The organism is Mesorhizobium sp. P2_H9 (genome assembly GCF_056403215.1).
In genome coordinates this window covers 145,895-171,589 of sequence record NZ_JBFUFX010000012.1, presented here as the reverse complement: position 1 = coordinate 171,589, position 25,695 = coordinate 145,895, and the positions used below count along the sequence as shown (strand labels likewise).

Genomic DNA, 25,695 nt, shown 5'->3' with positions numbered 1-25,695 from the left:
TTCCTATAGTATTCCCGCATGAGCGACACAAACGCCTCATTCCAGGCTGACGAACCCTTCTTCCGGGCGCTGCTGACGCCACACCGCTCGCTTGGCAAAACCGGCTTTGCCGTGCTGATGGGGGCGCTGCTGTTCGGTTGGCTGGTGACCGGCGCGTTTTTCGTGTCGCGCGGCGCCTGGCCGGTGTTTGGTTTTTTCGGCCTCGACGTGATCGCCGTCTACATCGCCTTCCGCGCCAACTATCGTGCCGCTCGCGCCCGCGAAGAGGTCTCGGTTTCGCGCACCGCCCTCGACATCCGCAAGACGGCGCCGTCGGGCAAATCGGAAGCGCATCGCTTCAATCCGTTCTGGGCGCGCTTTTCGATCGCCCGCCACGCCGAGATCGGCATCACCAAGATGGCGGTGGTGGCGCAAGGACAGAATGTGCCGATCGGGTCTTTCCTGGACCCCGACTCCCGCGAAAGTTTCGCCACCGCTTTTTCGCGCGCGCTGGCGACCGCGAAGACCCGCTGAACCGGCGTTTTAGAATCGAAAGCGCAAGATCCTGCCGACCTTGCGCAATGCGGGGATATGTCTCCAAAGCTGAATAAACAGTTTCGCGGACCAACCCAAGCCAGCAGTGCGTTCAGGGCTGTAGGCCGAGATGTCGTCGATGAAGCGCAGCTTCGGAACGGCTCGCTCCAGCTCGTGCGGATCGTCGATGGGCCAGTGGACCTCGGCGCCCGTTGCCCTGATGGTTGGATTGAGCCGAAGCAGCTTCAGGCCGAAGCGGCTGTAGGCGTCGAACATCAGCTCGCCGCTGGCAAGATGCGAGACAAGGCGCGACAACAGGCGCGGCCCCTCTTCGGCGGGAAGATAGGGCGTCAGCCCCTCCATCACTACGACGGCCGGGCGATTGCGGGGCACTTTGGTCAGCCAATCCGGCTCGGTCACCGACGAGGCGACGAGATGGTAGTGACCTCGGGACGGGTAGAGCCTGCGCCTGAGTTCGATGACTTCCGGGTAGTCGACATCGAACCATTCCACGCCGGCTGGCGGATCGATGCGGAATATCCGCGTGTCGAGCCCGCACCCCAGATGCAGCACGATGGCGTCGGGATTTCTGGCGAGAAAGTCCTGAACGCGGACGTCCAGTGTCTTCGCCCTGATCGCCAGGCCAACGCCGAGATTGTCGTCGACCTTGAGCCTGGAGAAATCATAGTCGATCTTGCGCACCGCCTCGTCGGCGAAATGATCCCTGAGCAGCGAATTCGGCAACCTGCTTTCCCTCGCCTTGCCGTAGAGCGTCATCAGCAAAGTCTCCTTTGCCCCGGTCAGATTTACTTTCTCGCCGGCCATGATCGCCTCCTCAGCTCAAAGCCAGCTCTATCTGGGTATGCGCGCCAGGAAGGCAAGTTTCGGGTGGTGGCAAAGGCCGGGAAGACCGATATTCGCGGTCAAGGAGATATTGCCATGAACGCCCAGATGACCATGAATGCGCAGATGAAACCGACAGCCATCCTGCAAAACGACATCACGCCCGAAGGCAGCGACTACGAAGTCGTGCGCCGCGCCATCGAGAAGATCAGCCTCGATTACCGTGACCAGCCCTCGCTCGAGACATTGGCCGAGGAAGTCGGCGAGACACCGACCGGCCTGCAGAAACTGTTCACCCGTTGGGCCGGCTTGTCGCCGAAGGCCTTTTTGCAGGCCGTCACGCTGGACCATGCGCGCAAGCTGCTCGATTCCGGCATGCCGCTGCTCGAAGCTTCGTTCGAGGTTGGCATGTCCGGCCCCGGTCGGTTGCACGATCTTTTCGTCACCCACGAGGCGATGTCGCCGGGCGACTACAAGACGCGCGGCGCCGGGCTGACCATCCGCTACGGCTATCACATCTCGCCTTTTGGCATCGCCCTGATCATGGTCACCGACCGCGGGCTGGCCGGCCTTGCCTTCAACGATGCCGGCGGCGAGCGCGCGGCCTTCGCCGATATGTCGGGCCGCTGGCCGAACGCCACCTATGTCGAGGACATGTCGGCCACGGCACCCTATGCCGCCCGCATCTTCGATCCGACGCTGTGGCGCGCCGACCAGCCGCTGCGCGTGGTGATGATCGGCACCGACTTCCAGCTCCGCGTCTGGGAAGCCCTGCTGCGGATCCCGATGGGCAGGGCCTGCACCTATTCCTCCATCGCCGCCCGCATCGGCGCCCCGAATGCAAGCCGTGCGGTGGGTGCCGCGGTCGGCGCCAACCCGATGTCCTTCGTCGTGCCGTGCCATCGGGCGCTCGGCAAATCCGGCGCGCTCACCGGCTACCACTGGGGCCTGACGCGCAAGCGCGCCATCCTCGGCTGGGAAGCGGGACAGACGGCATCCTGACACGACCCGCATAAAGCAACACCGGCGAAGACTTTTCGCCGGTGTTTTTCATTTCATGGCAAAAACGACATCGCCTTGCCAGTGAATGGCGCAACGACAGAGCGTTGGCACATCAGCAGGCTCTGGAAAGCAGCGATCTTACAGGATAGCTTCCCGCGCATTCATGAGGAGGCATTCCTTGATCATCGTCATCGGCTCGATCAATCTCGATCTTATCGCCAAGGTCGACCGCTTGCCCGCACCCGGCGAGACGGTTCGCGGCTCCGGTTTCACCACCGCTCCTGGCGGCAAGGGCGCCAACCAGGCGCTGGCCGCCGCGCGAGCCGGCGCCAAGGTGCGCATGGTTGGTGCGGTCGGCAAGGATAATTTCGCCACCGAGGCGCTGGCGCTGCTGCGCATCGGCAAGGTCGATCTGTCCGGCGTCGGTGAAACCTTCGCCTCGACCGGCACGGCGCTGATCATGGTCGGCGACGACGGCGAGAACATCATTGCCGTCGCGCCCGGCGCCAATGATTCGGTTGTGCCTGGCGATCTTGCCAAGGCTTTCCTCGGAAAGGGCGATGTCGCGCTGCTGCAGCACGAAATCCCGCTGCAGACCGTCGATGCAGCACTTGACGCCGCTCGAGCGGCAGGCGCGATCACCGTGCTCAACACAGCCCCCTTCCGCGGCGAGGCGGCCGCTCTCCTCGCCAAGGCCGACTATGTCGTCGCCAATGAAACCGAATTCGACCTCTACGGCGAAGCACTGTCGTTGAAAGGCCGCGACCGCCCGGCGCGGATGCGCGACTTTGCCGGCAAGACCGGCCGCACCATCGTCGTCACGCTCGGCGGCGATGGCGTGCTTGCCGCAACGCCGGAGGATTTCCTGACCGTTCCGGCATTGAAAATCACCCCGGTCGATACGGTCGGCGCCGGCGATACGTTTTGCGGCTATTTCGCCGCCGGCCTGTCATCCGGCCTGCCGCTCGAACAGGCGCTCGCCCGCGCCGCGGCCGCCGGTTCGCTTGCCTGCCTGAAACCCGGCGCCCAGCCGGCGATCCCGCTGGCGGCGGACGTCGATGCCGCTTTGCAGGCTGCCAAAGCGTGATCGCCATGCGTCCGGCCACCAAACACGCCGTGCCGCCCGCCGGCGATATCTGTCGCCTGTCGGCGGTGGCGCTCGCCGACGCGATCAGGCACCGCCGCCTGTCGGTGCGCGAGGTGGTCGCGGCGTTCCTCGACCGGATCGAAGCCGTGAACCCGCTGGTCAACGCCATCGTCTCGCTGCGCGACCGCGGCGACATTTTGCGCGAGGCCGACAAGGCTGACGCCCATCTGGCGAATGGAGGAGATGCCGGCCCCCTGTTCGGCCTGCCGATCGCGATAAAAGACCTCGCCATGACCAAGGGGCTGAGGACCAGTTTCGGCTCGCCGATCTTCGCCGATTTCGTGCCGCAGGAGGATGATTTCTTCGTCGAGCGCATCCGCAAGGCCGGCGCCATCATCATCGGCAAGACCAACGTTCCCGAATTCGGCCTCGGTTCCAACACCTACAACACCGTGTTCGGCCCGACGCTCAACGCTTTCGATCCGGCATTGACCGCCGGCGGCTCGAGCGGCGGTGCGGCTGTCGCGCTGGCGCTCGACATGGTTCCTGTCGCCGATGGCAGCGATTTTGGCGGCTCGCTGCGCAATCCGGCTGCCTGGAACAATGTCTACGGTTTTCGCCCCTCGCAGGGACTTGTTCCCGGCGGACCGGATCTTGAGGTCTTTCATGCCCAGATGGGCATCGACGGGCCGATGGGCCGCAACATCAGTGACATGGCGCTGCTGCTCGATGTGCAGGCGGGCTACCATCCGCAAGCGCCGCTGTCCTGGGAAAAGCCAGGCTCGTTCGTCGAAGGGCTCACGACGCTGGCAAGCGGCGGCCGCGTCGCCTGGCTTGGCGACCTCGGCGGTCATCTTCCGGTCGAGCCAGGCATCCTCGATCTGTGCGAGGCAGCACTCGTCCGGTTCGCGGAAGCGTCCTTCCTGACCGAACCGCTGCTGCCGGATTTCGATTTCGAAGCGCTGTGGCAGGCCTTCGTGACACTGCGCCAGGCGACCAGCGGCTCGGCGCTGAAGATCCACTATGACGACCCGCACAAGCGCACCCTGCTCAAGCCGGAGGCCGTCTGGGAGGTCGAGAACGCCATGCGGCTGACAGCGCCGCAGATCCGCGCAGCCTCGGTTGTGCGCACCTCTTGGCATAAAATGCTGCTGTCGCTGTTCGAGCGCTTCGACCTCATCGCGCTGCCGACCGCGCAGGTGTTTCCTTTCGACGTCGCCACGCACTGGCCAAGGGAAGTGGCAGGACGCGCCATGGACAGCTACCACCGCTGGATGCAGGTCTCGGCCTTTGCCACGCTGGGCGGCTGTCCGGCGGTCAACGTGCCGGTCGGTTTCGACGACCAGGGCCGGCCGATGGGCATGCAACTGATCGGGCGGCCGCGTGGCGATCTTGCCGTGCTGAGAGCAGCTGCGGCCTACGAAGCGACGCTGCCATGGCAGGCCGGCGCCTGAACAGGCCAGTATTGTCGGCGACATGTCCCGCCGGCTTGCACCGGCATCGCCGTCATGTTTTGATCGTGGCTCGCCGCATCGAAGAGCGGCACTCTGTCGAGGAATCCCCCATGTCGCTGGAACTCTACGCTGCCTACCTTCTCGCTTGCCTTGTGATCATCCTGGTGCCGGGACCGACGGTCACTTTGATCATCGCCAACAGCATCCGCCATGGCTCGCGCGCCGGCCTCGCCAACGTCGCCGGCACGCAGGCCGGGCTTGCCATCATGATCGCTATTGTCGGCATCGGCCTCAACACGCTGATCACCGGCATGGGCCACTGGTTCGAATGGGTGCGCCTGATCGGCGCCGCCTACCTGATCTGGATGGGCGTGCAGATGTTCCGCTCCAAGGGCACGCTGAATGCCGACGGATCGGCCAGGAAGCCGCGCGGCGGCTTCTTCCTGCAAGGCCTGCTGGTGGCGCTCAGCAACCCCAAGACGCTGGTCTTCTTCGGCGCCTTCTTCCCGCAGTTCATCGCCCCTCAGGGCAATTACACGCTGCAGATCGTGGTCATGGGCCTCACCGCCATGATCTTCGCCGCCGTCTCGGATTCGACCTATGCGCTCGCCTCCGCCCGCGCCGGCCGCCTGCTGTCGGCCAGCCGCATCAAGCTGATGTCCAGGATCAGCGGCAGCTTCCTGGTCGGCGGCGGCCTCTGGCTGGCCTTTTCAAAGGCGAAGTAAGCACCTCTTCCCTCACCCCGTTTACGTGGAGAGGGTGGTCGCGCAGCGACCGGGTGAGGGGCAGCGCCGGGGTTGCAGGCAAAAATATCAGCGTTTGCGCCGCCCCTCATCCCCCTGCGGGACCTTCTCCCCGTAAATGGGGAGAAGGAAAAGCGTCCCTAAAGCCGCCCCAACCTTTCCACCAACAGGGCGAAAAAGGCGTCATGGTCGATGTCGCGCATCACCATGGCGTTCTTCGGCCGCTTGGCGACGCCCCACCAGTCGATCACGGTCATGCCCATGGTAAGCTCCGAGGCTGTTTCCACCGTGACATTGCAGTTGCGGCCCTGGAACAGCTCCGGCTTCAGCAGATAGGCGATGACGCACGGGTCGTGCAGCGGCCCGCCATCGGTGCCGTATTTCTCCTCGTCGAAGCGTTCGAAGAATTCGAGCATGTCGGCGGTGGCATTGCCGACCCTGGTGCCGAGCGTGCGAAAGGCCTGCGTGCGCTTGGCCGTGGTCAGCGCCTTGTGGGTGACGTCGAGCGGCATCATGACGATCGGAATGCCGGATTTGAACACGATATCGGCGGCATGCGGGTCGACATAAATGTTGAATTCGGCGGTCGGGGTGACGTTGCCGCCTTCGAAGAAACCACCGCCCATCAGCACGATTTCCTTGATGCGCGGCGCGATCTTGGGCTCGCGGATCAGCGCCAGCGCAATGTTGGTGAGTGGCCCGAGGGCACATAGTGTGATCGTGCCGCTCGGTTCTTTCATCAGCGTCTCGACGATGAAATCGACCGCGTACTGGTCCTGCAGCTTCATTGTTGGTTCGGCCAGCTGCGGTCCGTTGAGGCCGGTCTTGCCATGCACTTCCTCGGCGGTGACGAGCTGACGTGCCAGCGGCCGGATGGCGCCGGCATAGACCTTGATGTCAGGCCGGCCTGCCAGTTCGCAGATCTTGCGCGCGTTCTTCTCGGTGAGCTTCAGCGGCACGTTGCCGGCAACAGCAGTGATGCCGACGATCTCCAGCTCAGTGCTGCCGAGTGCCAGCAATATGGCGACGGCATCGTCCTGGCCGGGATCCGTGTCGATGATGATCCTGTGGGTATGGGGCATTTCATTTCCTTGTCTGGGGAGTCTTTTTGGGCGGGGTTTTTTGACGGCTTGAACTTGGCCGCGGCGCGGACCATATCAAGACCATCGGGAAAAATGCCATCCGGGTTTTTCCACTTTATGTCGCTCCAAAGAGGACAGTGTAACATGAGCCGAATGACGCCCTTTTCCAGCCCGCTTCTCCTGGGCTTCGACGCCATGGAAAAGACCCTTGAGCGTCTGGCAAAATCGGGTGACAGCTATCCTCCTTACAACATCGAGCGCCTCAGCGGTGCCGACGGCAAGGCCGAAAGGCTGCGTATCACACTCGCTGTCGCCGGTTTCGCGGAAAGCGATCTCGATGTCACCACGGAGGAGAACCAGTTGGTCGTGCGCGGCCGTCAGAACGACGACACCGAGCGCGAATTCCTTCACCGCGGCATCGCCGCGCGCCAGTTCCAGCGCTGTTTCGTGCTGGCCGACGGCATGCGGGTGATCGCGGCGGAGCTGAAGAACGGTCTTTTGTCGATCGACCTCGATCGGCCGGAGTCCGAACGGCTGGTACGGAAAATAAATATATCGGTGAAAGACTGATCTTTACCGATGGCTCTCATGCGGGATGGCCTGTTGCCCCGGAAAAGGGCGGCGTCTCGCGCCAAGGAGGCTTGAAATGCCCAGAACTCACGAAAATATCGCCATGACCAGCGGCGAATTCGCCCATCTCGGCGAAGGCTCGGTCGCCTATCTCCGGAAAGTGTCGAGCGACGATTTGCTCGGTCGCTTCCCCGGCCTTGGTGAAATCGAACCCGGCATGGAGCTGTGGGCGCTGTTTGCCGCCAACGGCCAGCCGATCCTGCTTTCCGACGCGCGCGACCGCGCTTTGGCCGGCGCCATGGAAAACGATCTGACCACCGTCGCGATCCACTAAACCATGATCCCGAAAAGTGGGACCCGGTTTTCGGGAAAGATCATGGTCGAACAGGGCGAATAGGTTGGCTGAAACGGATAGGGCCGCTCAAGGCGGCCCCCGACAAACTTAATCCAAAAGCAGACTTAATCCGAAAAAACCTCAGGCTGCGTGCGAGGCCTGTGTATCTGAAAGCAGCGCGTGGATTGCCACGGCGTCGCGCGTGCCCCTGACCTTGGCCACCGTGTCGGCATCGCGCAACACCCGCGCGATGCGTGACAAGGCCTTGAGGTGGTCGGCACCCGCCCCTTCCGGGGCCAGCAGCAGGAACACAAGGTCGACCGGCTGGTCGTCCAGCGCCTCGAAATCGACCGGCGTCTCCAGCCGGGCAAACACCCCTGCAATACGCTTCACCCCGGCCAGCTTGCCGTGCGGAATGGCGATGCCGTTGCCGACGCCGGTGGAGCCCAGCCGTTCGCGCTGCAGGATCGTGTCGAACACCTCCCGCTCCGGAATACCCGAAATTGCCGCCGCCCTTTCGGAGAGCAATTGCAGCAGCTGCTTCTTCGAGTTCGCCTTCAACGCCGGCATGATCGCCGGAACGTTGATAAGATCGCTCAGATCCATGCTTGAAATTCCCTTGTTCGCCTGCCGTCGCCAGTCCTCGCCCCTCGCGCGGCTGGCTTCTATCTCTGTGCGACTATTGTCGTCACCTGCGCGACCATTGTCGTCACGCCTGTGCGACTTTGGTCGTGGACGGGTCGATCCAGCCGATATTTCCGTCTGGCCGGCGATAGACGATGTTGAGATGATCGTTTCCGGCGTTGCGGAAAACGAAGACCGGGGTGTCCTTGGTGTCGAGCTCGATCACGGCTGACGCCACCGACATGGTCTGCAGCGTCATGGTTGATTCGGCAACGATGGCCGGCGCGAAATTCTCCGGAAAGTCCTCGTCGTCATCGGCGAGCGGCGCCATCACCGTGTAGGCGATGTCGGTCGGCTCGCCATTGGAGGCCCCCGAATTGTGCGATTTCAGCCGGCGCTTGTAGCGTCGAAGGCGGGTTTCGAGTCGGTCGGCGGCGGCCTCGAAGGCAAGCGTCGGATCCTGGGCATCGCCCGTTGCCTGCAGCGAGGCGCCGGAATCCAGCCTGATCATGCAATCGGCCGAATAACGCGACCCCGATTTGATGACGGTGACATGCCCCGAGAAACCCCGATCGAAATATTTTCCGATCGCCTCGCCGACACGGTCGGTGATGCGCGTACGAAACGCATCGCCGATATCCATATGTTTTCCCGATATGCGCAGCTTCATCTGAAAACTGACCTTCCTTGCTCAGGCTTCAAACTGGCCAGAGTTTATACTCGTGGTCCGTGCGCACAAGCTTTGCGGCGTCACTCGCGCCGATTTTAAATCCGAACTTTCCGATTGATCACAAGCCGCCTCTTGGCCGTCCCGTGGCCTACGTCGTGACGGACCATCCGCATGCGGGCAATACAGCCCGTCTCATGCGGGCGGGCTTCTAGCCACTTCATTGCAGCTTGTCAATGAAGTGCGAAAACTGTGGAAATTCAGCCAGCGTTCAACGCCCGGCGCTGGCCAGCGCGCGTTTTTCGCGCCGCCGCTGCACCGAGGACGGAATGTTCATGCCCTCCCGGTACTTGGCGACCGTGCGCCGGGCGATATCGACGCCCTTTTCCCGCAACATATCCACAATCGCGTCGTCGGAAAGCACGTCGACGGGTTTCTCCTCGTCGATCAGCTGTTTGATGCGATCGCGCACCGCTTCCGACGAATGCGCATCGCCGCCGCCCGACGCAGCGATCGAGGCGGTGAAGAAATAGCGCAGTTCGAACACACCGCGCGGCGTCAGCATGTATTTGTTGGCCGTGACCCGGCTGACCGTCGACTCGTGCATGCCGATGGCGTCGGCCACCGTGCGCAGGTTGAGCGGCCTGAGGTGACGCACGCCATGCATGAGAAACGCATCCTGCTGGCGCACGATTTCCGAGGCGACCTTGAGGATGGTCTTGGCCCGCTGGTCGAGGCTGCGCGTCAGCCAGTTGGCATTTTGCAGGCACTCGGCCAGAAAATCCCGTTCCGTCTGGTTTTTTGCCTGCGGCGAAACCTGGGCGAAATAAATGTGGTCGACCAGCACGCGCGGCAGCGTTTCGGCGTTAAGTTCCACCGTCCAGCTGCCATCGTTTGCCGCCCGCACTTCGACATCGGCGACGATGGCGTCGCTGGTGCCGCCCGAAAACGCAGTGCCGGGTCGCGGATCGAGCGCCCGGATTTCGGCCAGCATGTCGAGAAGATCCTCCTCGTCGACGCCGCAAATCCGTTTCAGCGTCTGAAAATCGCGGCGCGCCAGCAGTTCCAGATTGGCGATCAGCGCTTTCATCGCCGGATCGAACCGATCGCGCACGACCAGCTGCAGCGACAGGCACTCGGCGAGGTCGCGAGCAAACAGGCCGACAGGCTCGAATGTCTGGCAGACCGCCAGCACCTTGGCCACCGTGGCAGCATCGGTGCCGAGACGGGCCGCGATCTCCTCCATATCGGCGCGCATGTAGCCGGCCTCGTCGAGGCCATCGGCCAACTCGCCGGCAATCAGCCGCTCCGCCGGATCGGCAAAGGCTAGGGCAATCTGCTCGCCGACATGCTCGCGCATGGTGATGGCGGCGGCAGCCATGTCGCCAACGTCGAAGCCTTCGCCCGAGGACGCGGAACTGTTGCCGGCGGCCGATTTCCATTGCGCCGTCAGGTCAGGCCCAAGCCGCTCGCTCGTGCCAGGATCGTCCTGAAACAGGTTTTCCAGCGAGGTATCGAGCTTGTCCGAGATCGCCTCGGCGCTCCATTGCGTCTCGTTCTCGAACCAGTCGCCCTCGGCCGCGGGTTCGGGCGCGGCGTCGGCCTTCTGCGCCTGGTCGCTGGCGGCGTCGTCCTGGGGTTCGGCGCGCTCCAGAAGCGGATTGCGCTCGATCTCATCGTCGATGAAGTGTTCAAGCTCGATATGGGTGAGCTGCAGCAGCCGAATCGACTGCATCAGCTGCGGCGTCATCACCAGCGACTGGGATTGTCGGAGCTGTAGTTTGGCAGCCAGCGCCATGGTTCGGTTTCAAACGCCTCGTTTACGCATCCGGAACTGTCGGGACCAATTTTCCCAGCCGGTCATAGAAACTGGCCCGGCTTTTGCTTGTCAAGGCAATTGCTAGCAAAAGCCGGTTACCCCGGCGTTAGCGTCGAGAAAAATCGCGAAAAACGATCGAAATTTCCTTGAAAAATCGAATTGGGCGGGGATTTCACGCTTAGAGCGTAAATCCCTCACCGAGATACAGGCGCCGCACATCCGCATTGGCGACCACTTCATCGGCCCGGCCATGCGTCAGCACCTGGCCGGCATGGATGATGTAGGCGCGGTCGATCAGGCCGAGCGTCTCGCGGACATTGTGATCGGTGATGAGCACGCCGATGCCGCGCGCCGTCAGATGGCGCACGAGCTGCTGGATATCGGCGACGGCGATCGGATCGATGCCGGCGAAAGGCTCGTCGAGCAGCATGTAGGCCGGCCGCGTCGCCAGCGCCCGCGCGATTTCAAGCCGCCGCCGCTCGCCGCCGGACAGCGACATCGACGGCGCCTTGCGCAAATGGCTGATGTGAAATTCCTCGAGCAGTTCGTCCAGCGCCCGCTCGCGCGCCTTGCGGTCCTTTTCGACCACTTCCAGCACGGCGCGGATGTTCTGCTCGACATTGAGGCCGCGGAAGATCGACGCTTCCTGGGGAAGGTAGCCGATGCCGAGGCGGGCGCGGCGATACATCGGCATCGAGGTGACGTCGAAGCCGTCGATCTCGATCGTGCCTTCGTCGACCGGCACCAGTCCGGTGACCATGTAGAAACAGGTCGTCTTGCCGGCGCCGTTGGGCCCGAGCAGACCGACCGCCTCGCCGGCGCGCACGCCGATGGTCACGCCGCTGACCACCTTGCGGCCCTTGTAGCTCTTGGTCAGGCCTTTCGCGATCAAGGTTCCCTTGAACTTTGCCGGATCGACGGTGACCGTGGCCGGTGCCGCAAGCTTGCTGGCGGCCCGCCCTGGAAGACGCGCCATCAGCGATGATACGTCGACCATTAGGGCTTCGCCGCTCCCGACTTCGGCGGCGGCGTGATCGACATGATGACGCGCCCGCCGCAAGCGTCGACCTGGGCCAGGCCGCTCTTCATCTGCACGGTAAGCTTGCAGCCTTTGAGCACGTTGTCGCCCTGAGACAGAACCACTTCCTTGCCGGACAGGACGAGCACTTCGGTTTTCATGTCGAAGGTGCCGCGGTCGCCGGTGGCGATCTGGTCGTTCGATTTGATATAGACCCGGTTGTCGACGTCCAAATGGTCGATGTTGGCCGAGCCGGTCATCGCCGAGGCATTGGCGGCGGCGCCCTTGGCGGCGTTCGGATCCTTGACATAGTAGACCGTCATCTTGCCGGCCTTGAGCATGGTCGGCCCCTGAATGACCGTGACATTGCCCGTGAACACCGCGAGGCTGTCCGCTTGGCGGACCTCCAGCTTGTCGCTTTCGATCTGGATCGGCTTGTCGCCGGACAATTGCAGCCCGGACACCTGGCTGGTGCTGGACTGGGCCAGCGATGGCGTCAGCCCAAACAGCAGCAGCGCTGAAGTTGCGGCCACAAGCCGTGTCGAACTACTGGGCCGCATTCGATTCTCCGCTCTTTGCCTCTGCCGCCTTCAGACTGGCGGGATCGATGTTGACGCGCACTCTGTTTTCGAAGACCAGGACCTTGCCATTGTCCTGGACCGACATCGAATCCGCCGTGATACGCGACCCGCCACGGCTGACGTCGACGGGATCATTCGTCTTCATAGAGCCTTTGCCCATGTCGAGAAAGACCGATTTGAATTTCGCCTCGACGCCATCGGTCGTGGTCACGGTGACATCGCTGGTCAGGTCCATCGTGTTGCCGGCGCGATTGTAGATGCCGCGTGTCGCATTGACCGTTGCCACATTGTCGGCCGTGAGCGGCACTTTGGCATTGATGCCTTCCAGATCGATGATGTCCTGCTTGCCGACGTCCTGGGTGGCGCGCAAGGCTGTCAGCGAATAGGGCAGCTTCTGCTTGGTGAATCCGTTGAGCTTGGGGTTGGCCATCACCAGCTTGCCGTCGGCATAGGCGCTGCCATCGGCCTGCACCGAGACGGAAATGGGGGCCGCAAAATAAGAGTACACTGGAAAGGCAATGGCGATCAGAGCGGCAACCAGCGGTACGACGAACTTCAAGACGCGGACACGGCGCGAATGGCGCTGCGCAAGGCCAAAGGCGTCGACCCGCGCAGTGCCAGGCACCGCAGGAGCCAATACCGTCTCGGCATTGGTCGGTTCATTCGGTCGCGCTAACATAACTGCTTTCTATTAACCCTTGCCCGCCAGACACCGCCCATAGGTGGGATGTCGACCTCCGCAAGCAAGCACAAGCGGAGGAAAATCGCAAAAATGTGACGGCTGCTGTTGTACAAACGAAAATGAAGTCAACACAACTGTCCGCACTTCATACCAGATACGGGCGCGCAGCGTTAATTTTTCATCAAATACCGCTTCGCCGGCGTTGACGATCCCGTGTTTGGCGCGCGCCCGTCAGGAAACGGTAGCCGGGCGCGGACGCTTGCTCTAAAAGCATCTCTTCCCACCCACCATGAGGCTGACCATGGCACTGAGAGCCGACGACCTGATCGACCGCCGCCGTTTGCGACGCAAGCTGACGTTCTGGCGTGTTGCGGCGTTTGCTGTGGTAGCGGCCGGGCTGATCGCCCTTTCAGCCTGGGTTTATGATGACGACTTCGCCGGCACAGGCGTTAGCCATATCGCCAAGGTCAGGATCGAAGGCACCATCACCGAGGACGAGGAACTCATCAAACGGCTGGAAACCATCCGCCAGTCCTCGACGGTGAAGGGCGTGATCCTGTCGATCGATTCGCCAGGCGGCACCACGGTCGGTGGCGAATCCATTTACGAGGAAGTGCGCAAGCTCGCCGCCGACAAGCCGGTGGTGGCCGAGGTCGGCACGCTCGCCGCGTCCGCCGGCTACATGATCGCAACCGCCACGGACCATATCGTTGCCCGCAAAACCTCGATCGTCGGCTCGATCGGCGTGCTGATCCAGTATCCCGATGTCAGCGGCCTCATGGACAAGCTCGGCATCAAGCTCGAAGAGGTGAAATCTTCACCGCTGAAAGCCTCGCCCTCGCCCTTCAAGCCGACCAATGACGACGAGCGCGCCATGGTCCGCAAACTCATCCTCGACAGCTACGATTGGTTCGTCGGCATCGTCGCCGAACGCCGCAAGATGACCCGCGAGCAGGCGCTGGCACTTGCCGACGGTTCGATCTTCACCGGCCGGCAGGGCGTCGCCAACCGGCTGATCGACGCCGTCGGCGGTGAACAAGAGGCGGTCGACTGGCTGGCGACCAAGGGTGTCGATGCCAAGCTCAAGGTGGTGGAATGGAAGAGCACTGAAAAGCGCGGTGGCTTCCTGTTCTCGAAAGCCATGGCGCAGAGCATCGGCAGCGCGCTCGGCCTGCCGGGCGCCAGCGGCGACGTCATTGAGGAACTTGGCGCCGACCGCTTGTTTCTTGACGGTCTCGTTTCCGTCTGGCACCCTTGATAAGCCTTCTGGGACGAGTGAAAAAAGCAAATAAAATCATCCTCATAATTTCGACCGCAGTGCTTTCACGGGGACCCCTCTCATGATCAAATCCGAACTTGTGCAAATTATTGCCACGCGCAACCCGCATCTTTTCCTGCGCGACGTTGAAAACATCGTCGGCGCTATTTTCGACGAGATCACCGACGCCCTTGCCGAAGGCAACCGGGTCGAACTGCGCGGCTTCGGCGCTTTTTCGGTGAAAAACCGCCCCGCCCGCACCGGGCGCAACCCACGCACCGGCGAATCCGTCGAGGTCGAGGAGAAATGGGTGCCGTTCTTCAAGACCGGCAAGGAGTTGCGCGAAAGGCTGAACGGCGGCAAATAGGCGCCGCGGGTTCATGGGCCATGCCGGCCGTCGGCATGGCCCGCCTTTCGACAGGAAATACTATGTTCAATCGCTTTGTTCTCATCGTGGTCTTCGTGCCTCTGGCCATCATCCTGATCGCGCTGGCCGTGGCCAATCGCGAATTGGTTGCCTTCACGCTCGACCCATTCCATCCCGGCAATCCGGCGCTGACGCTGACCTTGCCGCTGTTCATCTACCTGTTCCTCGCGCTCGCCGTCGGCATGATCGTCGGCAGCCTGGCGACCTGGGTCAGGCAGGGCCACTATCGCAAGCTGGCGCGCCAGCGCGGCGTCGAGGCCGAAAACCTGCGCCAGGCGGTCAGCCGTGCGCCGGCCGCGCCACAAGGCTCGGCCCAAGGGTCGGCCCAAGGGTCAGCCTTGCCGAAGCCGACGAATTGAAGCGCCAGATCGCGCTTTCTCCACGGAGTTTTTCATGCTGACCATTTCGGCCGCCGAGGTCGACCATGCGCTGACCTTTCCGGGACTGGTCGAGACATTGCGCGCGGCCTTTCGTGACGGCGCCGTGCAGCCGGTCCGGCATCACCACACGGTCGAGCGGCCCGACGGCGCGGCCTCGACCCTGCTTTTGATGCCGGCCTGGACCGACTTCAACGCCGCCGGAACCTCTGCCGGCGGCCATATCGGCGTCAAGATCGTCACGGTCTCCCCCGACAACAACTCAATCGGCAAGCCTGCTGTGATGGGGCTTTACCTCTTGCTCGACGGCGCCACCGGCGAGCCTGAAGCCTTGATCGACGGCCAACGGCTGACGCAGTGGCGCACCGCATGCGCCTCGGCGCTGGCCGCCTCCTATCTCGCCCGCAAGGACGCTTCGCGGCTGCTGGTGGTTGGCGCCGGCGCGCTATCGCCGTTTCTGGCAAAGGCGCATTCGGCGGTGCGGCCGATCAAATCCATCCGCATCTGGAACCGCACGCCGGCCAACGCCGAAAAAGTTGCGGCGGATCTGCGTGCCGAAGGCTTTGCCGCCGAAGCCGCGGGCGATCTCGACGCCGAACTCGGCCAGGCCGACATCATCTCCTCGGCAACCATCACCACGACGCCGCTGATCCGGGGCGCCCTGTTGCGGCCGGGAACCCATGTCGATCTCGTCGGCGGCTTCACGCCAACCATGCGCGAAAGCGACGACGATGCGATCGCGCAGGCCCGCGTCTATGTCGACACCCGCGCCGGCGCCACCAAGGAAGCCGGCGACATCGTCCAGCCGCTGGCCTCCGGCGTGCTGAAAGCGGAAGCCATCGTCGCCGACCTGCATGAATTGGCGCGTGGTGAGAAAGAAGGCCGGCAAAGCCCCGACGAGATCACCCTGTTCAAGTCGGTTGGTGCCGCCCTCGAAGACCTCGCCGCCGGCATTGCCGTCTACAAGGCGCTCAAGCGGTAGCATCCTGCTTGATTTCGACCCCCATCGCCTCGGCGATCAGCGAAAAATCACCCTCGCTGACCGCAAACAGGCCAAAGCGCAACTGGTAGCCCCAGTTCGACTTGCCGGCGGTGAATTCGAGCCTGTCGAGCAGCGGCTTGATCGGCGCCTCTTGCGACTTTGCCCATTCGACGTCACGGCGGTAGGGCGTGAAGCCGCCGCCCATGTCGCCCTGATAGGGCTCGCCTTCGCGCACCGTTCCGATGGCGGTGAACGACTGCAGGCCGTCCTTCTCGCCCAAAATGGTGGTCGGCGAATAGTAGACAATGCCATCGCCGGGTTTGATGCGGCGAAGCGGCGCTGCCTTGCCGTGGTTGACCTGCATAAAGCCGTCGCGTCGGCCGCGCCGCACATGCTCGGCCGAAGCGACCGCGATCCAGTGCCCGCTCATTTCTGTTCCCCATTGGCCTGTTCTCCATCGTTCAGCCAATAGACGCGCAGCCGATGATTGTCGGGATCGAGCGCGACGAAAGTGCGGCCGAAATCCATGTCGGTTGGCGTCTGCAGGATGTTCAGCCCACGCCCGGCCCAATCGGCATGGGTGGCATCGACCGCGTCCGGCGTTTGGAGAGCAAAGACGATCTCCGCACCGCCGCCCGCGGCCGCGGCGGCCGGCTCCACCGTATGGCGCGACCAGAGGCCGAGCTTGAAGCCGTTGTCGAGCACGAACAGCACGAAGGTCGGCGACGTCTCGACCGGCTGGCGGCCGAACAGCGCGCTGTAGAAGACGCCGCTCTGCTCGGGCTTGTCGACATAGAGGATGATGAAATTGGGAGTTGTCATTTTCTGCTCTCCAAGGGTTTCGATACGAAGACCATAGGAGATGCTGCTGTCAGATTCTGGCAGCAGCGATCACGGGCAGCTAGAGCATGATCCCGAAAAGTGGGAACCGGTTTTCGGAAAAGATCATGCTCAAACAAGAAGCTAGCGCCGTGGCGCGTCGAGCGTCGCCCGCCATTCCTTCAACAGCCATTGGCGGCGGCGCGGATAGCGCGTCTCGGTGACGTTGAGCCCGGAGATGCGATCGGCGCGAAAATGCCTGAAATCCTGCCGCGTCTCGCACCAGGCCACCACCACCCGCACCTTGTCGAAGAAGCCAAGCGCGAACGGCCAGACCATGCGCTGCGAAGCAGCACCGCCGGCATCGCGATAGAGAAAGCCGAGCTTGCGCTCGTTGCGGATGGCTTGCCGCACCTGACCGAGGTCGATGCCTTCGACGGCGTCGATGCGTGGGCCGACGAGGAGCGTCGTCGCGTCCAGATCTTCGCGCAGATCATCCGGCAGCACGGCGGCGATCTTGGCCAGCGCGTCGGTGGCAGCCGCCGAAAGCCGCTGGTCCGGCTGCTTGGCGACCCAGCGCGAGCCGAGCACGATGGCCTCGATCTCCTCATCGGTGAACATCAGCGGCGGCAGCATGAAGCCGGGCTTGAGCACGTAGCCCAGCCCCGCCTCGCCCTCGATCGGCGCGCCCTGTCCCTGCAGCGTGGCAATGTCGCGATAGAGCGTGCGGATCGAGATACCCATCTCGCCGGCGAGCGTGCGGCCGCTGACCGGCCGGCGATGCCGGCGCAGGATCTGGATCAGGTCGAGCAGGCGTTCGGAGCGGGACATGTTTTTCAGATTTGCCCGTTTCTTCCGGCGAGGTCCATTACCCCACGACAGAAACCGGCGCCGAACGCGTGCAGGACCATTTTGTTGCGAAGCAGGTGCCCCTATGTCAAAAGCGGCCACCCGCTCCGGAGATTTTCCTTCTTGAAATCCTTTCGCGACAGAAACCGCGACAACCGCCCGCGTCAGCCCGCAAAGGCTGAACAGTCGCGTCTACGCGAGACTGGCGCAGCGGCAAGGCCACAGACAAAACCGGACGACCGGTCCGACCCCAAATCCGCGCCGCGCGTCCTGTCGCGCCGCCCGGGCGCCCTGCCCTCCGAGCGGCTGCCGCTGATACTCGAAGTGGCGCCCAATCAGGATTATGCGCTGCTCGACAGTGGCGCCGGCCAAAAGCTCGAGCAATACGGTCCCTATCGCATCGTGCGGCCCGAGGGCCAGGCGATCTGGCAAAAGGCGCTGCCGGCAAGGGACTGGGACCGTGCCGACGCGATTTTCACCGGCGACACCGACGAAGAAGGCATCGGCCGCTGGCGCTTCCCCGGGACGCCACTCGGCGAGACCTGGCCGATGAAGCATGACGGCATCGACTATCTCGGCCGCTTCACCTCGTTTCGCCATGTCGGCGTCTTCCCCGAGCAGGCCTCGCATTGGGATCACATGGCCGCATTGATCGCGGCGGCAAAGCGGCCGGTCAAGGTGCTGAACCTGTTCGGCTACACTGGCCTTGCCTCGCTGGTGGCGGCTCGCGCCGGCGCCGAGGTCACCCATGTCGATGCCTCCAAGAAGGCGATCGGCTGGGCCCGCGAGAACCAGGAGATGGCCGGCCTCGGCAGCAAGCCGATCCGCTGGATCGTCGACGACGCCATGAAATTCGTCGAGCGCGAGGAGCGCCGCGGCAGCCGCTACGACATCATCCTGTTCGACCCGCCTGCCTATGGACGCGGCCCCAAGGGCGAGGTCTGGCAATTGTTCGAGGATCTGCCAGCGCTCACCGACCTCTGCCGCGCAATCCTGACGCCCAAGCCGCTGGCCGTGGTGCTGACCGCCTATTCGATCCGCGCCTCCTTCTTCGCCATCCATGCCTTGCTGCGCGACACCTTTGCCGGCATGGGCGGTACGGTCGAATCCGGCGAACTGATCATCCGCGAGAAGTCGGCCGGCCGCGCGCTGTCGACCTCGCTGTTCTCGCGCTGGGTGGCCTGATGAACGAGCGGCACGCAGGCGCACCGGGGCAGGTCAAGGAAGTCACCAGCCTCGCCAATCCGCTGATCAAGGACATCAAGGCGCTGGCGCAGAAGAAATTCCGCGACCAGCAGAACGCCTTCATGGCCGAAGGGCTGAAACTGGTCATCGACGCGCTCGACCTCGGCTGGTCGATCAAGACGCTGGTCTTCGCCAAGGCCGGGCGCGGCAATGCGGCCATCGAAAAAGTGGCGGCGCGCACGGTTGCCGCCGGCGGCACCGTGCTCGAAGTGTCGGAAAAGGTGCTGGTCGCCATCACCCGCCGCGACAATCCGCAAATGGTGGTTGGCGTCTTCTCGCAAAAATTCTTGGCGCTGAGGGACATCCGCGCCCACGACGGCGACGTCTGGGTGGCGCTCGACCGGGTGCGCGACCCCGGTAATCTCGGCACCGTCATCCGCACCGTCGATGCCGTCGGCGCCAAGGGCGTCATCCTGGTCGGTGAAACCACCGATCCTTTTTCCGTCGAAACCGTGCGCGCCACCATGGGTTCGATCTTCGCCGTGCCGGTGACCAAAGCCACGCCGGAAGCCTTTCTCGCCTGGCGCAACAGCTTTTCAGGCCTCGTCGCCGGCACGCATCTAAAAGGGGCGGTCGACTATCGTTCGGTCGATTTCTCCAGGGGCCCGGTGCTCTTGATGATGGGCAACGAGCAGCAGGGCCTGCCCGACAATCTGGCCGAAAGCTGCGACAGGCTGCTGCGCATTCCCCAAGCAGGCCGCGCCGATTCGCTCAACCTTGCGGTCGCCACCGGCATCATGCTGTTCGAGATCCGGCGCGGCGCGCTGAAGCTTGCCCCTGAGGATACCAAACCGTGAAATCATGGTCCCCTTACGTCCTGCTGACTGTGGCGGCAATCGCGCTTGACCAGTGGGTAAAACACCTGGTCGAGACCGGTCTCGCCTTCCAGGAAAAAATCGATCTGGTGCCGTTCCTGGCGCTATACCGCACCTACAACACCGGCATTGCCTTCTCGATGTTTTCATCTTTCGGTGACACCGGCCTGGTGGTGATTGCGGTTCTCGTCGTCGCTTTCGTGCTCTATCTCGCCACCCGTACGCCGCCCGGCCATGTGCTTGCCCGCACCGGTTTTGCGCTGATTGTCGGCGGCGCGCTCGGCAATCTCATCGACCGTGCCGTCTACGGCCACGTCATCGACTACATCCTGTTCCACACGCCGGTCTGGTCCTTCGCCATCTTCAACCTCGCCGATGCCTTCATTTCGGTCGGCGCCGCGCTGGTCGTCTTCGACGAACTCATCGGCTGGCGGCGCGAAGTGAAGCCGCAAGGCCCGGACGCTTGAACGTCCGGCTCTCTTGAACGATTGACCGCGCCGGGCTGTCGCCGCACAGTCCACGCACCGCCAGACCGAGGAGACAAAAGTGACCGAGACCTTCAAAGCCATCCTCGTTTCGCGTGACGCCGAGAAGAAGCAGTCGGTGGCCGTGACCGATCTCACCGAAGCCGATCTGATGGAAGGCGATGTCACCGTCGCGGTCGAAGCGACGACGGTCAACTACAAGGACGGGCTGGCCATCACCGGCAAGGCGCCGGTGATCCGCCGCTGGCCGTTGGTGCCGGGCATCGATTTCGCCGGCACCGTCATCTCGTCGTCCCATGACGACTGGCGCAAGGGCGACAAGGTGATCTTGAACGGCTGGGGCGTCGGCGAGACCCATTTCGGCGCCTATGCCGGACGCGCCCGCGTCAAGGGCGATTGGCTGGTGCCGCTGCCGGACGGCATGAGCGCGCATGACGCCATGGCGGTCGGCACGGCTGGCTATACGGCAATGCTCTGCGTCATCGCGCTGGAGCGGCACGGCATCGTGCCAGATCGCGGCCCGGTGGTGGTGACGGGCGCTGCCGGCGGCGTCGGCTCGGTCGCCGTCTCGATCCTGTCCAGCCTCGGCTATCATGTCATCGCCTCGACCGGCCGCAACGCCGAAAGCCCCTATCTGATCGACCTTGGCGCGGCGGAAGTAATCTCGCGCGACGAGCTCGCCCAACCGGCAAAGCCGCTGGCCAAGGAGCGCTGGGCCGGCGGCATCGATGCGGTCGGCAGCCATACGCTGGCCAATGTGCTGTCGATGACCTCCTATGGCGGCGCGGTCGCCGCCTGCGGCCTGGCCGGCGGCATGGATCTGCCGTCGAGCGTCGCCCCGTTCATCCTGCGCGGTGTTTCGCTGCTCGGCATCGATTCGGTGATGGCGCCGAAGGCGGTCCGCATCGAGGCGTGGCGCCGCATCGGCACCGATCTCGACCTTGAGAAACTCGCCAGCCTGTCCACAACCATTGGCTTCGACGGCATCATCGATGCCGCGCATGACATCGTCGACGGCAAGATCCGCGGTCGCGTCGTGGTGGATATGTAAGGCCCACAGGGGCATTCCAGGAAAAATGTGAAGCGGTTTTCCGTCCTGAATTGCCCGACCGCTAAAATTCGAACGATCCGCCGCAGTCTTCCATAATCTCTGTTTGATAGGGATTTCGCATGATCGCGGAATCCGGCATCAGGGAGACGGACAGTGCCGAAGGCATCGACGGGCTGAGCCCCGAGCTGCCGAAGCGGCGGATTCTCGTCGCGCCGCCGCTGGCGCCCGAACTGCCGCCCGCCACCCGCGAGGGCCTGCCCTTCCTGACGGTCGTCGCCATCGCCGTTCTGGCGGGACTGTCGCATCTGACCGGAGCGCCGATCTTCATCACCATCGGCTTGCTAGCGACCGGCATGGGCGGCCTCGTCATGCATCTGCGCGCCAGGCGCGCCGAGCGCCGGACAGTGGCCCTGCTCGACGAAGCCACGGCCCGCAGCCGCGCCGAGATCGAGACGCTGGCCGATCGCATGTGGGAGATGCAGGAGAGCGAGGAGCGTTTTCGCGGGCTCATCGATGCGCTGGGCGACCTCGTCGTCCATCGCGACCGCGACGGCCACATCGTCTATGCCAACAAGGTTTTCGCCGGCCTTGTCGAAATCGATCAGCGCGACCTTGCCGGCAAGACCCTGACCGAACTCGGCATCGACGTCGGCATTGTCCCCGATGCCGCCTTTTCGGATCACGAATGTTTGAGCTCCACCGACGTCGCCATCCGCACGCCGGCCGGGCCGCGCTGGTTCTCGTGGATCGAACTGTCGGTGCGCGAGAAGGACTCGGGCGCCGTCTCGCACCGGGCGATCGCCCGCGACATCACCGCCCGCAAGCGCGCGGAATCGTCACTGATCACCGCCCGCGAACGCGCCGAATATGCAAGCCAGGCCAAATCGCGCTTCCTCGCAACCGTCAGCCATGAAATCCGCACGCCGATGAACGGCATCATGGGCATGGCCAAGCTTCTGGCCGACACCCATCTTTCGCCTGAGCAGCGGACCTATGTCAGTGCCGTCTCGACCTCGGCCAGCGCACTGCTCGCCCTGATCGAGGACCTGCTCGACTATTCCAAGATCGAGGCAGGCCGCTTCGACCCGGAACCGCAGCCGACATCGCTGCGCGAAATCGCCGACAACATCATCGAACTGATGGCGGCGAAAGCCTTCGCCAAGAACATCGGCCTCGGCTGTCACGTCGAACCCGACGTGCCGCTGATGATCACAGCCGACCCCGGCAGGGTGAGGCAGGTGCTGCTCAACCTCATCGGCAATGCCGTCAAATTCACCGACAGCGGCGGCGTGCTGGTCAGCGTCGCACGGGCACGCACCGAGACGACCGACCGCATTTGCTTCATCGTTGCCGACACCGGCCCCGGACTGCGCGAGGACGACATGGAGCGCATCTTCGAGGAATTCGAACAATCCGACGGCACCTCGACCCGTGTGCATGGCGGCGCCGGCCTCGGTCTTGCCATCTCCAGGCGCCTGGTGACAGCCATGGGCGGCACCATCTCGGTGTCGAGCCGGCTCGGCGAAGGATCTGAATTCGTCTTCGAAATCCCGGCCATTGCGGCCACCGAGGCACCGCAAAACCGCCAGAGCATTCTATCGGGCCGGCACGCGGTGATCGTCTCGAAGAACGCCATCGAGGCCGATGCCATCGCCCGCACCATCCGTGCCCATGGCGGCGTCGTCAATCTGGCTGCTACCTCGGCCCAGGCGGCGCCTTTTGCCGCGGACTGCGACGTGCTTCTGATCGATGCAGCCATGGAAGACAGCGATGGACGGCTGCTCAAGCGCTTGCGCCAAAGCGGCTTTGCCGATTGCGAGGCCATCACGCTGATCGCGCCGACCGACCGCGGCATGCTTGGCGAATTCCGCGCCAGTGGCTACGCCACCTTCCTGGCAAGGCCGGTGCGCGGCGAGACGCTGTTGCGCGTACTTTTGACCAGCCATGCCCCGACGCTGCCCAAGCCGCAGCCGGAAAAACGCGGAGCCCCCTCCATTCGTACCCTCGGTGGTCGCCGGCAAGGCCTGTCGGTGCTGATCGCCGAGGACAACGACATCAACGCCATGCTCGCCCGCGCCACGCTTGTGAAGGCCGGGCATCGCGTGAAAGTGGTCGGCAACGGCAAGGCCGCGGTCGAGGCCGTCACCGATGCCGGGCTCAAACATCGTTTTGACGTGGTGCTGATGGACCTGCACATGCCCGTTATGGACGGGCTTGATGCGATCGCCGCCATCCGCCGTCACGAGGAGGAAATGGCGGTGCCGCCGGTGCCGATCATGGTGCTTTCCGCCGACAGCCAGGAAAAGACCCGCCACGCCGTGCTCGCCCATGGCGCCAGCGGCTTCGTCACCAAGCCGCTCGACCCCGACGCTTTGGTTCACGCCGTCGAGGGCCAGGTAGCCGCCTGAATTGGTATCCGCCCTTTCGCTGCCCATATAATGTAGCCGGCTGACAGCCTTGGAGCGCCGCGTGTCTTGTGGGACGCGCCCGGACGTTGCAGCGCTTTTGGCTCGGCACATCATCCCTTGCGGAACCGAAGGCGAGCACGGCAAAAACTGATTCCGCTTGCCGAAGTCGCGCGCTGGCCAGCCGGCGAAGTATTGCCCAGAGCGCTGTATCACGGTACTGTCACAATCCTGTTGCACCTACACCGTATCCCCGTGCCAAGAGGGATGGCTCGAAGGAGAATCACTCGTGCATACAGTTATGCCGGAATGTGACACTCGGCCGAACGCCAGCAGCGCACTGCTCGCCGGGCGTAGCGCCGATTCCGTCATAAAAGGCGCTTCGCTCGGCCGGATCGGCAACCTCGAAGTGCGGCTCGCCCGCAACGAGGCCGAGATCGCCGCTGCCCAGGAAGTGCGCTACCGGGTATTTTATGACGAGCTTGGCGCCAGGAAGGACCTGTTCCAGGATCACCGCGACGCCGATCGGTTCGATCCGCTCTGCGACCATCTGCTCGTCTTCGACACCACGCTCTCCGGCCCCGAGCACCGCCGCATCGTCGGCACCTACCGCCTTCTGCGGCAGGAAATCGCGGCCACCGCAGGCGGGTTTTATTCCGAGGGTGAATTCGAGCTGACCAAGCTCATCGCCCGCCATCCCGGCCAGCGTTTCCTCGAACTCGGCCGCTCCTGCGTTTTGCCGGAATACCGCTCGAAGCGCACCATCGAGGCGCTGTGGCAAGGCATATGGGCCTATATCAAGCACTATGAGATCGGCGTGATGACCGGCTGCGCCTCGTTCCACGGCACCGTGCCGGCGGCGCATGCCGAGGCGCTCACCTATCTTGCCCATCACTGCCGGACCAACTCGGCCTGGGATGTACGCGCGGTCACCGGGCGCTATTGCTCCATGGATTTGATGCCGATCGAGGCCGTCAACGCCAAGGCGGCCATCGCGGCGATGCCGCCGCTGGTCAAGGGCTATCTGCGCGTCGGCGCCCGCATCGGTGACGGCTGCGTCATCGACCGCGAATTCTCGACGGTCGACGTGTTCGTCGTGATGCCGGTCAAGGAAATCGGTGCGCGCTACGTCAACTACTATGGTGGGGAAGCCCAGCGCTTCGCCGCCTGACGCCAGCGAATAGCGAATAGCGAATAGCGAATAGCGAATAGCGAGAGCTACGCCGCAATCTTGCGGACTGCTATCCCCTATTCGCTACTCCCTATTCGCTACTCACTCTCAAGGAATATCCTCCGGCCGCCGTCCCGGCCGGCTCTTGTAGGACGGAAACGACCAGCCGAACTTGAGTGCCCCGCCGCGCACCAGGAAAGCCGCTGCGAAGCCGGCGAGGCCTGAGGCGAGTGGCGGCAGCCCAGCGAGATCGCCAAGCGTAAACAGCGTAGCTCCGGCAAGAGCGGCGGTGACATAGATTTCGGGTCTCAGCAGCACTGACGGCTCGCCGGCCAGAAGGTCGCGCAGAATGCCGCCAAAGGTCGCGGTGAGCACGCCGGTGATGACTGACACGACCGGAGAGCCGGTGATGGCCAGACCCTTGGCGGCGCCCATCACCGAGAACGCCGCGAGGCCGACAGCGTCGAGCCAGAGCAGCAATTTGTAGCGGGATTCGACACGGTGCGCGCTGAAGAAGACCAGCACCGCTACCACTGCGCAGATCAGCACATAATCGCGGTTGGCGACCCAGAACACCGGCAAATTGAGGATGACGTCGCGAAACGTGCCGCCGCCGATGCCGGTGACGCTGGCCAGGAACAGAAAACCGATAATGTCGAGCTGCTTGCGCGAGGCGGCAAGCGCACCTGTGGCCGCGAAGACGGCGACACCGGCATAGTCGAGGAGGTCGATGGGGTTCATGGGGCTACGGGAGTAGGGGAGTAGGGGAGTAGGGGAGTAGGGGAGTAGGGG

The 25,695-nt window shown here is 63.6% G+C and carries 29 protein-coding genes; 17 read left to right on the top strand and 12 right to left on the bottom strand.

What is annotated here, in order from left to right; genetic code table 11:
* The first annotated feature begins 18 nt into the window (after nucleotides 1–18).
* Entirely contained in the window at nucleotides 19–513 is a 495-nt protein-coding gene (locus tag AC1DXN_RS23120) for a DUF2244 domain-containing protein (protein WP_477271359.1), read from the top strand.
* 9 nt (nucleotides 514–522) lie between these two features.
* Here the strand turns inward: AC1DXN_RS23120 and AC1DXN_RS23115 are convergent, their stop codons facing one another.
* A complete protein-coding gene (locus tag AC1DXN_RS23115; RefSeq protein ID WP_477271357.1) occupies nucleotides 523–1,338 on the bottom strand; it encodes a class I SAM-dependent methyltransferase in 816 nt (271 codons plus the stop codon).
* Nucleotides 1,339–1,470: 132 nt separating this feature from the next.
* Here AC1DXN_RS23115 and AC1DXN_RS23110 point away from each other — a divergent pair, with 132 nt between their 5' ends.
* The 4 genes from AC1DXN_RS23110 to AC1DXN_RS23095 all read left to right on the top strand — a co-directional run bounded on the left by AC1DXN_RS23110 (nucleotide 1,471) and on the right by AC1DXN_RS23095 (nucleotide 5,624).
* Nucleotides 1,471–2,358 carry a methylated-DNA--[protein]-cysteine S-methyltransferase gene (locus AC1DXN_RS23110; RefSeq protein WP_477271505.1) on the top strand — a complete coding sequence of 296 codons (888 nt, stop codon included), beginning with the start codon at nucleotides 1,471–1,473 and terminating at the stop codon, nucleotides 2,356–2,358.
* 178 nt (nucleotides 2,359–2,536) lie between these two features.
* The gene (locus tag AC1DXN_RS23105) at nucleotides 2,537–3,445 is read left to right on the top strand and encodes a ribokinase (protein WP_477271355.1); all 909 of its coding nucleotides are present in this window, start codon (nucleotides 2,537–2,539) and stop codon (nucleotides 3,443–3,445) included.
* Nucleotides 3,446–3,450: 5 nt separating this feature from the next.
* Nucleotides 3,451–4,899 (top strand): amidase, encoded by a 1,449-nt coding sequence (locus tag AC1DXN_RS23100; RefSeq protein ID WP_477271503.1) that lies wholly within the window; start codon nucleotides 3,451–3,453, stop codon nucleotides 4,897–4,899.
* 110 nt (nucleotides 4,900–5,009) lie between these two features.
* Nucleotides 5,010–5,624: a LysE family translocator gene (locus tag AC1DXN_RS23095; protein WP_477249190.1), complete on the top strand. Its 615-nt coding sequence runs from the start codon at nucleotides 5,010–5,012 to the stop codon at nucleotides 5,622–5,624.
* Between the two features lie 158 nt (nucleotides 5,625–5,782).
* Here AC1DXN_RS23095 and AC1DXN_RS23090 read toward each other — a convergent pair whose 3' ends face one another.
* Nucleotides 5,783–6,724 carry a nucleoside hydrolase gene (locus AC1DXN_RS23090; protein WP_477271353.1) on the bottom strand — a complete coding sequence of 314 codons (942 nt, stop codon included), beginning with the start codon at nucleotides 6,722–6,724 and terminating at the stop codon, nucleotides 5,783–5,785.
* Nucleotides 6,725–6,868: 144 nt separating this feature from the next.
* On the opposite strand from AC1DXN_RS23090, the gene AC1DXN_RS23085 reads away from it, so the two are divergent.
* Together AC1DXN_RS23085 and AC1DXN_RS23080 are read left to right on the top strand one after the other, a co-directional pair.
* A complete protein-coding gene (locus AC1DXN_RS23085) occupies nucleotides 6,869–7,294 on the top strand; it encodes an Hsp20 family protein (protein ID WP_352935401.1) in 426 nt (141 codons plus the stop codon).
* Nucleotides 7,295–7,370: 76 nt separating this feature from the next.
* A complete protein-coding gene (locus tag AC1DXN_RS23080) occupies nucleotides 7,371–7,628 on the top strand; it encodes a BQ00720 family protein (protein WP_477249194.1) in 258 nt (85 codons plus the stop codon).
* Between the two features lie 141 nt (nucleotides 7,629–7,769).
* Here AC1DXN_RS23080 and ptsN read toward each other — a convergent pair whose 3' ends face one another.
* The 6 genes from ptsN to lptC form a co-directional block, all read right to left on the bottom strand.
* Nucleotides 7,770–8,234 (bottom strand): PTS IIA-like nitrogen regulatory protein PtsN, encoded by a 465-nt coding sequence (gene ptsN, locus AC1DXN_RS23075; RefSeq protein WP_477249196.1) that lies wholly within the window; start codon nucleotides 8,232–8,234, stop codon nucleotides 7,770–7,772.
* Nucleotides 8,235–8,337: 103 nt separating this feature from the next.
* Nucleotides 8,338–8,922: a ribosome hibernation-promoting factor, HPF/YfiA family gene (gene hpf / locus AC1DXN_RS23070; RefSeq protein ID WP_477271351.1), complete on the bottom strand. Its 585-nt coding sequence runs from the start codon at nucleotides 8,920–8,922 to the stop codon at nucleotides 8,338–8,340.
* 268 nt (nucleotides 8,923–9,190) lie between these two features.
* The gene (gene rpoN, locus AC1DXN_RS23065; RefSeq protein WP_477271349.1) at nucleotides 9,191–10,717 is read right to left on the bottom strand and encodes an RNA polymerase factor sigma-54; all 1,527 of its coding nucleotides are present in this window, start codon (nucleotides 10,715–10,717) and stop codon (nucleotides 9,191–9,193) included.
* Between the two features lie 199 nt (nucleotides 10,718–10,916).
* Nucleotides 10,917–11,735 carry an LPS export ABC transporter ATP-binding protein gene (gene lptB, locus AC1DXN_RS23060; protein WP_477249201.1) on the bottom strand — a complete coding sequence of 273 codons (819 nt, stop codon included), beginning with the start codon at nucleotides 11,733–11,735 and terminating at the stop codon, nucleotides 10,917–10,919.
* A complete protein-coding gene (locus AC1DXN_RS23055) occupies nucleotides 11,735–12,316 on the bottom strand; it encodes an LptA/OstA family protein (protein ID WP_477271348.1) in 582 nt (193 codons plus the stop codon). The genes lptB and AC1DXN_RS23055 overlap by 1 nt, the downstream gene beginning before the upstream one ends.
* Nucleotides 12,303–13,016, bottom strand: a complete 714-nt coding sequence (gene lptC / locus AC1DXN_RS23050; protein ID WP_477271346.1) for an LPS export ABC transporter periplasmic protein LptC — start codon at nucleotides 13,014–13,016, stop codon at nucleotides 12,303–12,305. The genes AC1DXN_RS23055 and lptC overlap by 14 nt, the downstream gene beginning before the upstream one ends.
* Nucleotides 13,017–13,320: 304 nt before the next feature.
* On the opposite strand from lptC, the gene sppA reads away from it, so the two are divergent.
* From sppA to lhpI, 4 genes are all read left to right on the top strand, one after another.
* Nucleotides 13,321–14,277: a signal peptide peptidase SppA gene (gene sppA / locus AC1DXN_RS23045; RefSeq protein WP_477271344.1), complete on the top strand. Its 957-nt coding sequence runs from the start codon at nucleotides 13,321–13,323 to the stop codon at nucleotides 14,275–14,277.
* A gap of 82 nt (nucleotides 14,278–14,359) precedes the next feature.
* Complete coding sequence (locus tag AC1DXN_RS23040) at nucleotides 14,360–14,644, top strand: integration host factor subunit beta (RefSeq protein WP_006200394.1); 285 nt, start codon at nucleotides 14,360–14,362, stop codon at nucleotides 14,642–14,644.
* Between the two features lie 62 nt (nucleotides 14,645–14,706).
* On the top strand, nucleotides 14,707–15,063 hold the full coding sequence (locus AC1DXN_RS23035; RefSeq protein WP_477271342.1) for a DUF1049 domain-containing protein: 357 nt from the start codon (nucleotides 14,707–14,709) through the stop codon (nucleotides 15,061–15,063).
* Between the two features lie 34 nt (nucleotides 15,064–15,097).
* Nucleotides 15,098–16,063: a bifunctional Delta(1)-pyrroline-2-carboxylate/Delta(1)-piperideine-2-carboxylate reductase gene (lhpI, locus tag AC1DXN_RS23030; RefSeq protein WP_477271340.1), complete on the top strand. Its 966-nt coding sequence runs from the start codon at nucleotides 15,098–15,100 to the stop codon at nucleotides 16,061–16,063.
* On the opposite strand, the gene AC1DXN_RS23025 is transcribed toward lhpI, so the two are convergent.
* From AC1DXN_RS23025 to AC1DXN_RS23015, 3 genes are all read right to left on the bottom strand, one after another.
* Complete coding sequence (locus AC1DXN_RS23025; protein WP_477271338.1) at nucleotides 16,053–16,493, bottom strand: EVE domain-containing protein; 441 nt, start codon at nucleotides 16,491–16,493, stop codon at nucleotides 16,053–16,055. The genes lhpI and AC1DXN_RS23025 overlap by 11 nt on opposite strands.
* Nucleotides 16,490–16,885: a VOC family protein gene (locus tag AC1DXN_RS23020; protein WP_477271336.1), complete on the bottom strand. Its 396-nt coding sequence runs from the start codon at nucleotides 16,883–16,885 to the stop codon at nucleotides 16,490–16,492. Before AC1DXN_RS23020 ends, AC1DXN_RS23025 begins: the two co-directional genes overlap by 4 nt.
* A gap of 141 nt (nucleotides 16,886–17,026) precedes the next feature.
* Nucleotides 17,027–17,713 carry a helix-turn-helix transcriptional regulator gene (locus tag AC1DXN_RS23015; protein WP_477271334.1) on the bottom strand — a complete coding sequence of 229 codons (687 nt, stop codon included), beginning with the start codon at nucleotides 17,711–17,713 and terminating at the stop codon, nucleotides 17,027–17,029.
* 141 nt (nucleotides 17,714–17,854) lie between these two features.
* Between AC1DXN_RS23015 and AC1DXN_RS23010 the strand changes: the two genes are divergently transcribed.
* The 6 genes from AC1DXN_RS23010 (at nucleotide 17,855) to olsB (ending at nucleotide 24,903) form a co-directional block, all read left to right on the top strand.
* A complete protein-coding gene (locus tag AC1DXN_RS23010; RefSeq protein ID WP_477271332.1) occupies nucleotides 17,855–18,916 on the top strand; it encodes an RsmD family RNA methyltransferase in 1,062 nt (353 codons plus the stop codon).
* The gene (locus AC1DXN_RS23005; protein ID WP_477249216.1) at nucleotides 18,916–19,773 is read left to right on the top strand and encodes a TrmH family RNA methyltransferase; all 858 of its coding nucleotides are present in this window, start codon (nucleotides 18,916–18,918) and stop codon (nucleotides 19,771–19,773) included. The genes AC1DXN_RS23010 and AC1DXN_RS23005 overlap by 1 nt, the downstream gene beginning before the upstream one ends.
* A complete protein-coding gene (lspA, locus tag AC1DXN_RS23000) occupies nucleotides 19,770–20,258 on the top strand; it encodes a signal peptidase II (RefSeq protein WP_477271330.1) in 489 nt (162 codons plus the stop codon). Before AC1DXN_RS23005 ends, lspA begins: the two co-directional genes overlap by 4 nt.
* 79 nt (nucleotides 20,259–20,337) lie before the next feature.
* On the top strand, nucleotides 20,338–21,327 hold the full coding sequence (gene acuI / locus AC1DXN_RS22995; RefSeq protein WP_477249219.1) for an acrylyl-CoA reductase (NADPH): 990 nt from the start codon (nucleotides 20,338–20,340) through the stop codon (nucleotides 21,325–21,327).
* A 119-nt stretch (nucleotides 21,328–21,446) separates the two neighbouring features.
* Nucleotides 21,447–23,735: a response regulator gene (locus AC1DXN_RS22990; RefSeq protein ID WP_477271328.1), complete on the top strand. Its 2,289-nt coding sequence runs from the start codon at nucleotides 21,447–21,449 to the stop codon at nucleotides 23,733–23,735.
* Between the two features lie 286 nt (nucleotides 23,736–24,021).
* Nucleotides 24,022–24,903, top strand: coding sequence for a l-ornithine N(alpha)-acyltransferase (gene olsB / locus AC1DXN_RS22985; protein ID WP_477271326.1), 882 nt, complete (start codon nucleotides 24,022–24,024; stop codon nucleotides 24,901–24,903).
* Between the two features lie 108 nt (nucleotides 24,904–25,011).
* Here olsB and AC1DXN_RS22980 read toward each other — a convergent pair whose 3' ends face one another.
* Nucleotides 25,012–25,644, bottom strand: a complete 633-nt coding sequence (locus tag AC1DXN_RS22980; RefSeq protein WP_477271324.1) for a trimeric intracellular cation channel family protein — start codon at nucleotides 25,642–25,644, stop codon at nucleotides 25,012–25,014.
* Between the last annotated feature and the right edge of the window lie 51 nt (nucleotides 25,645–25,695).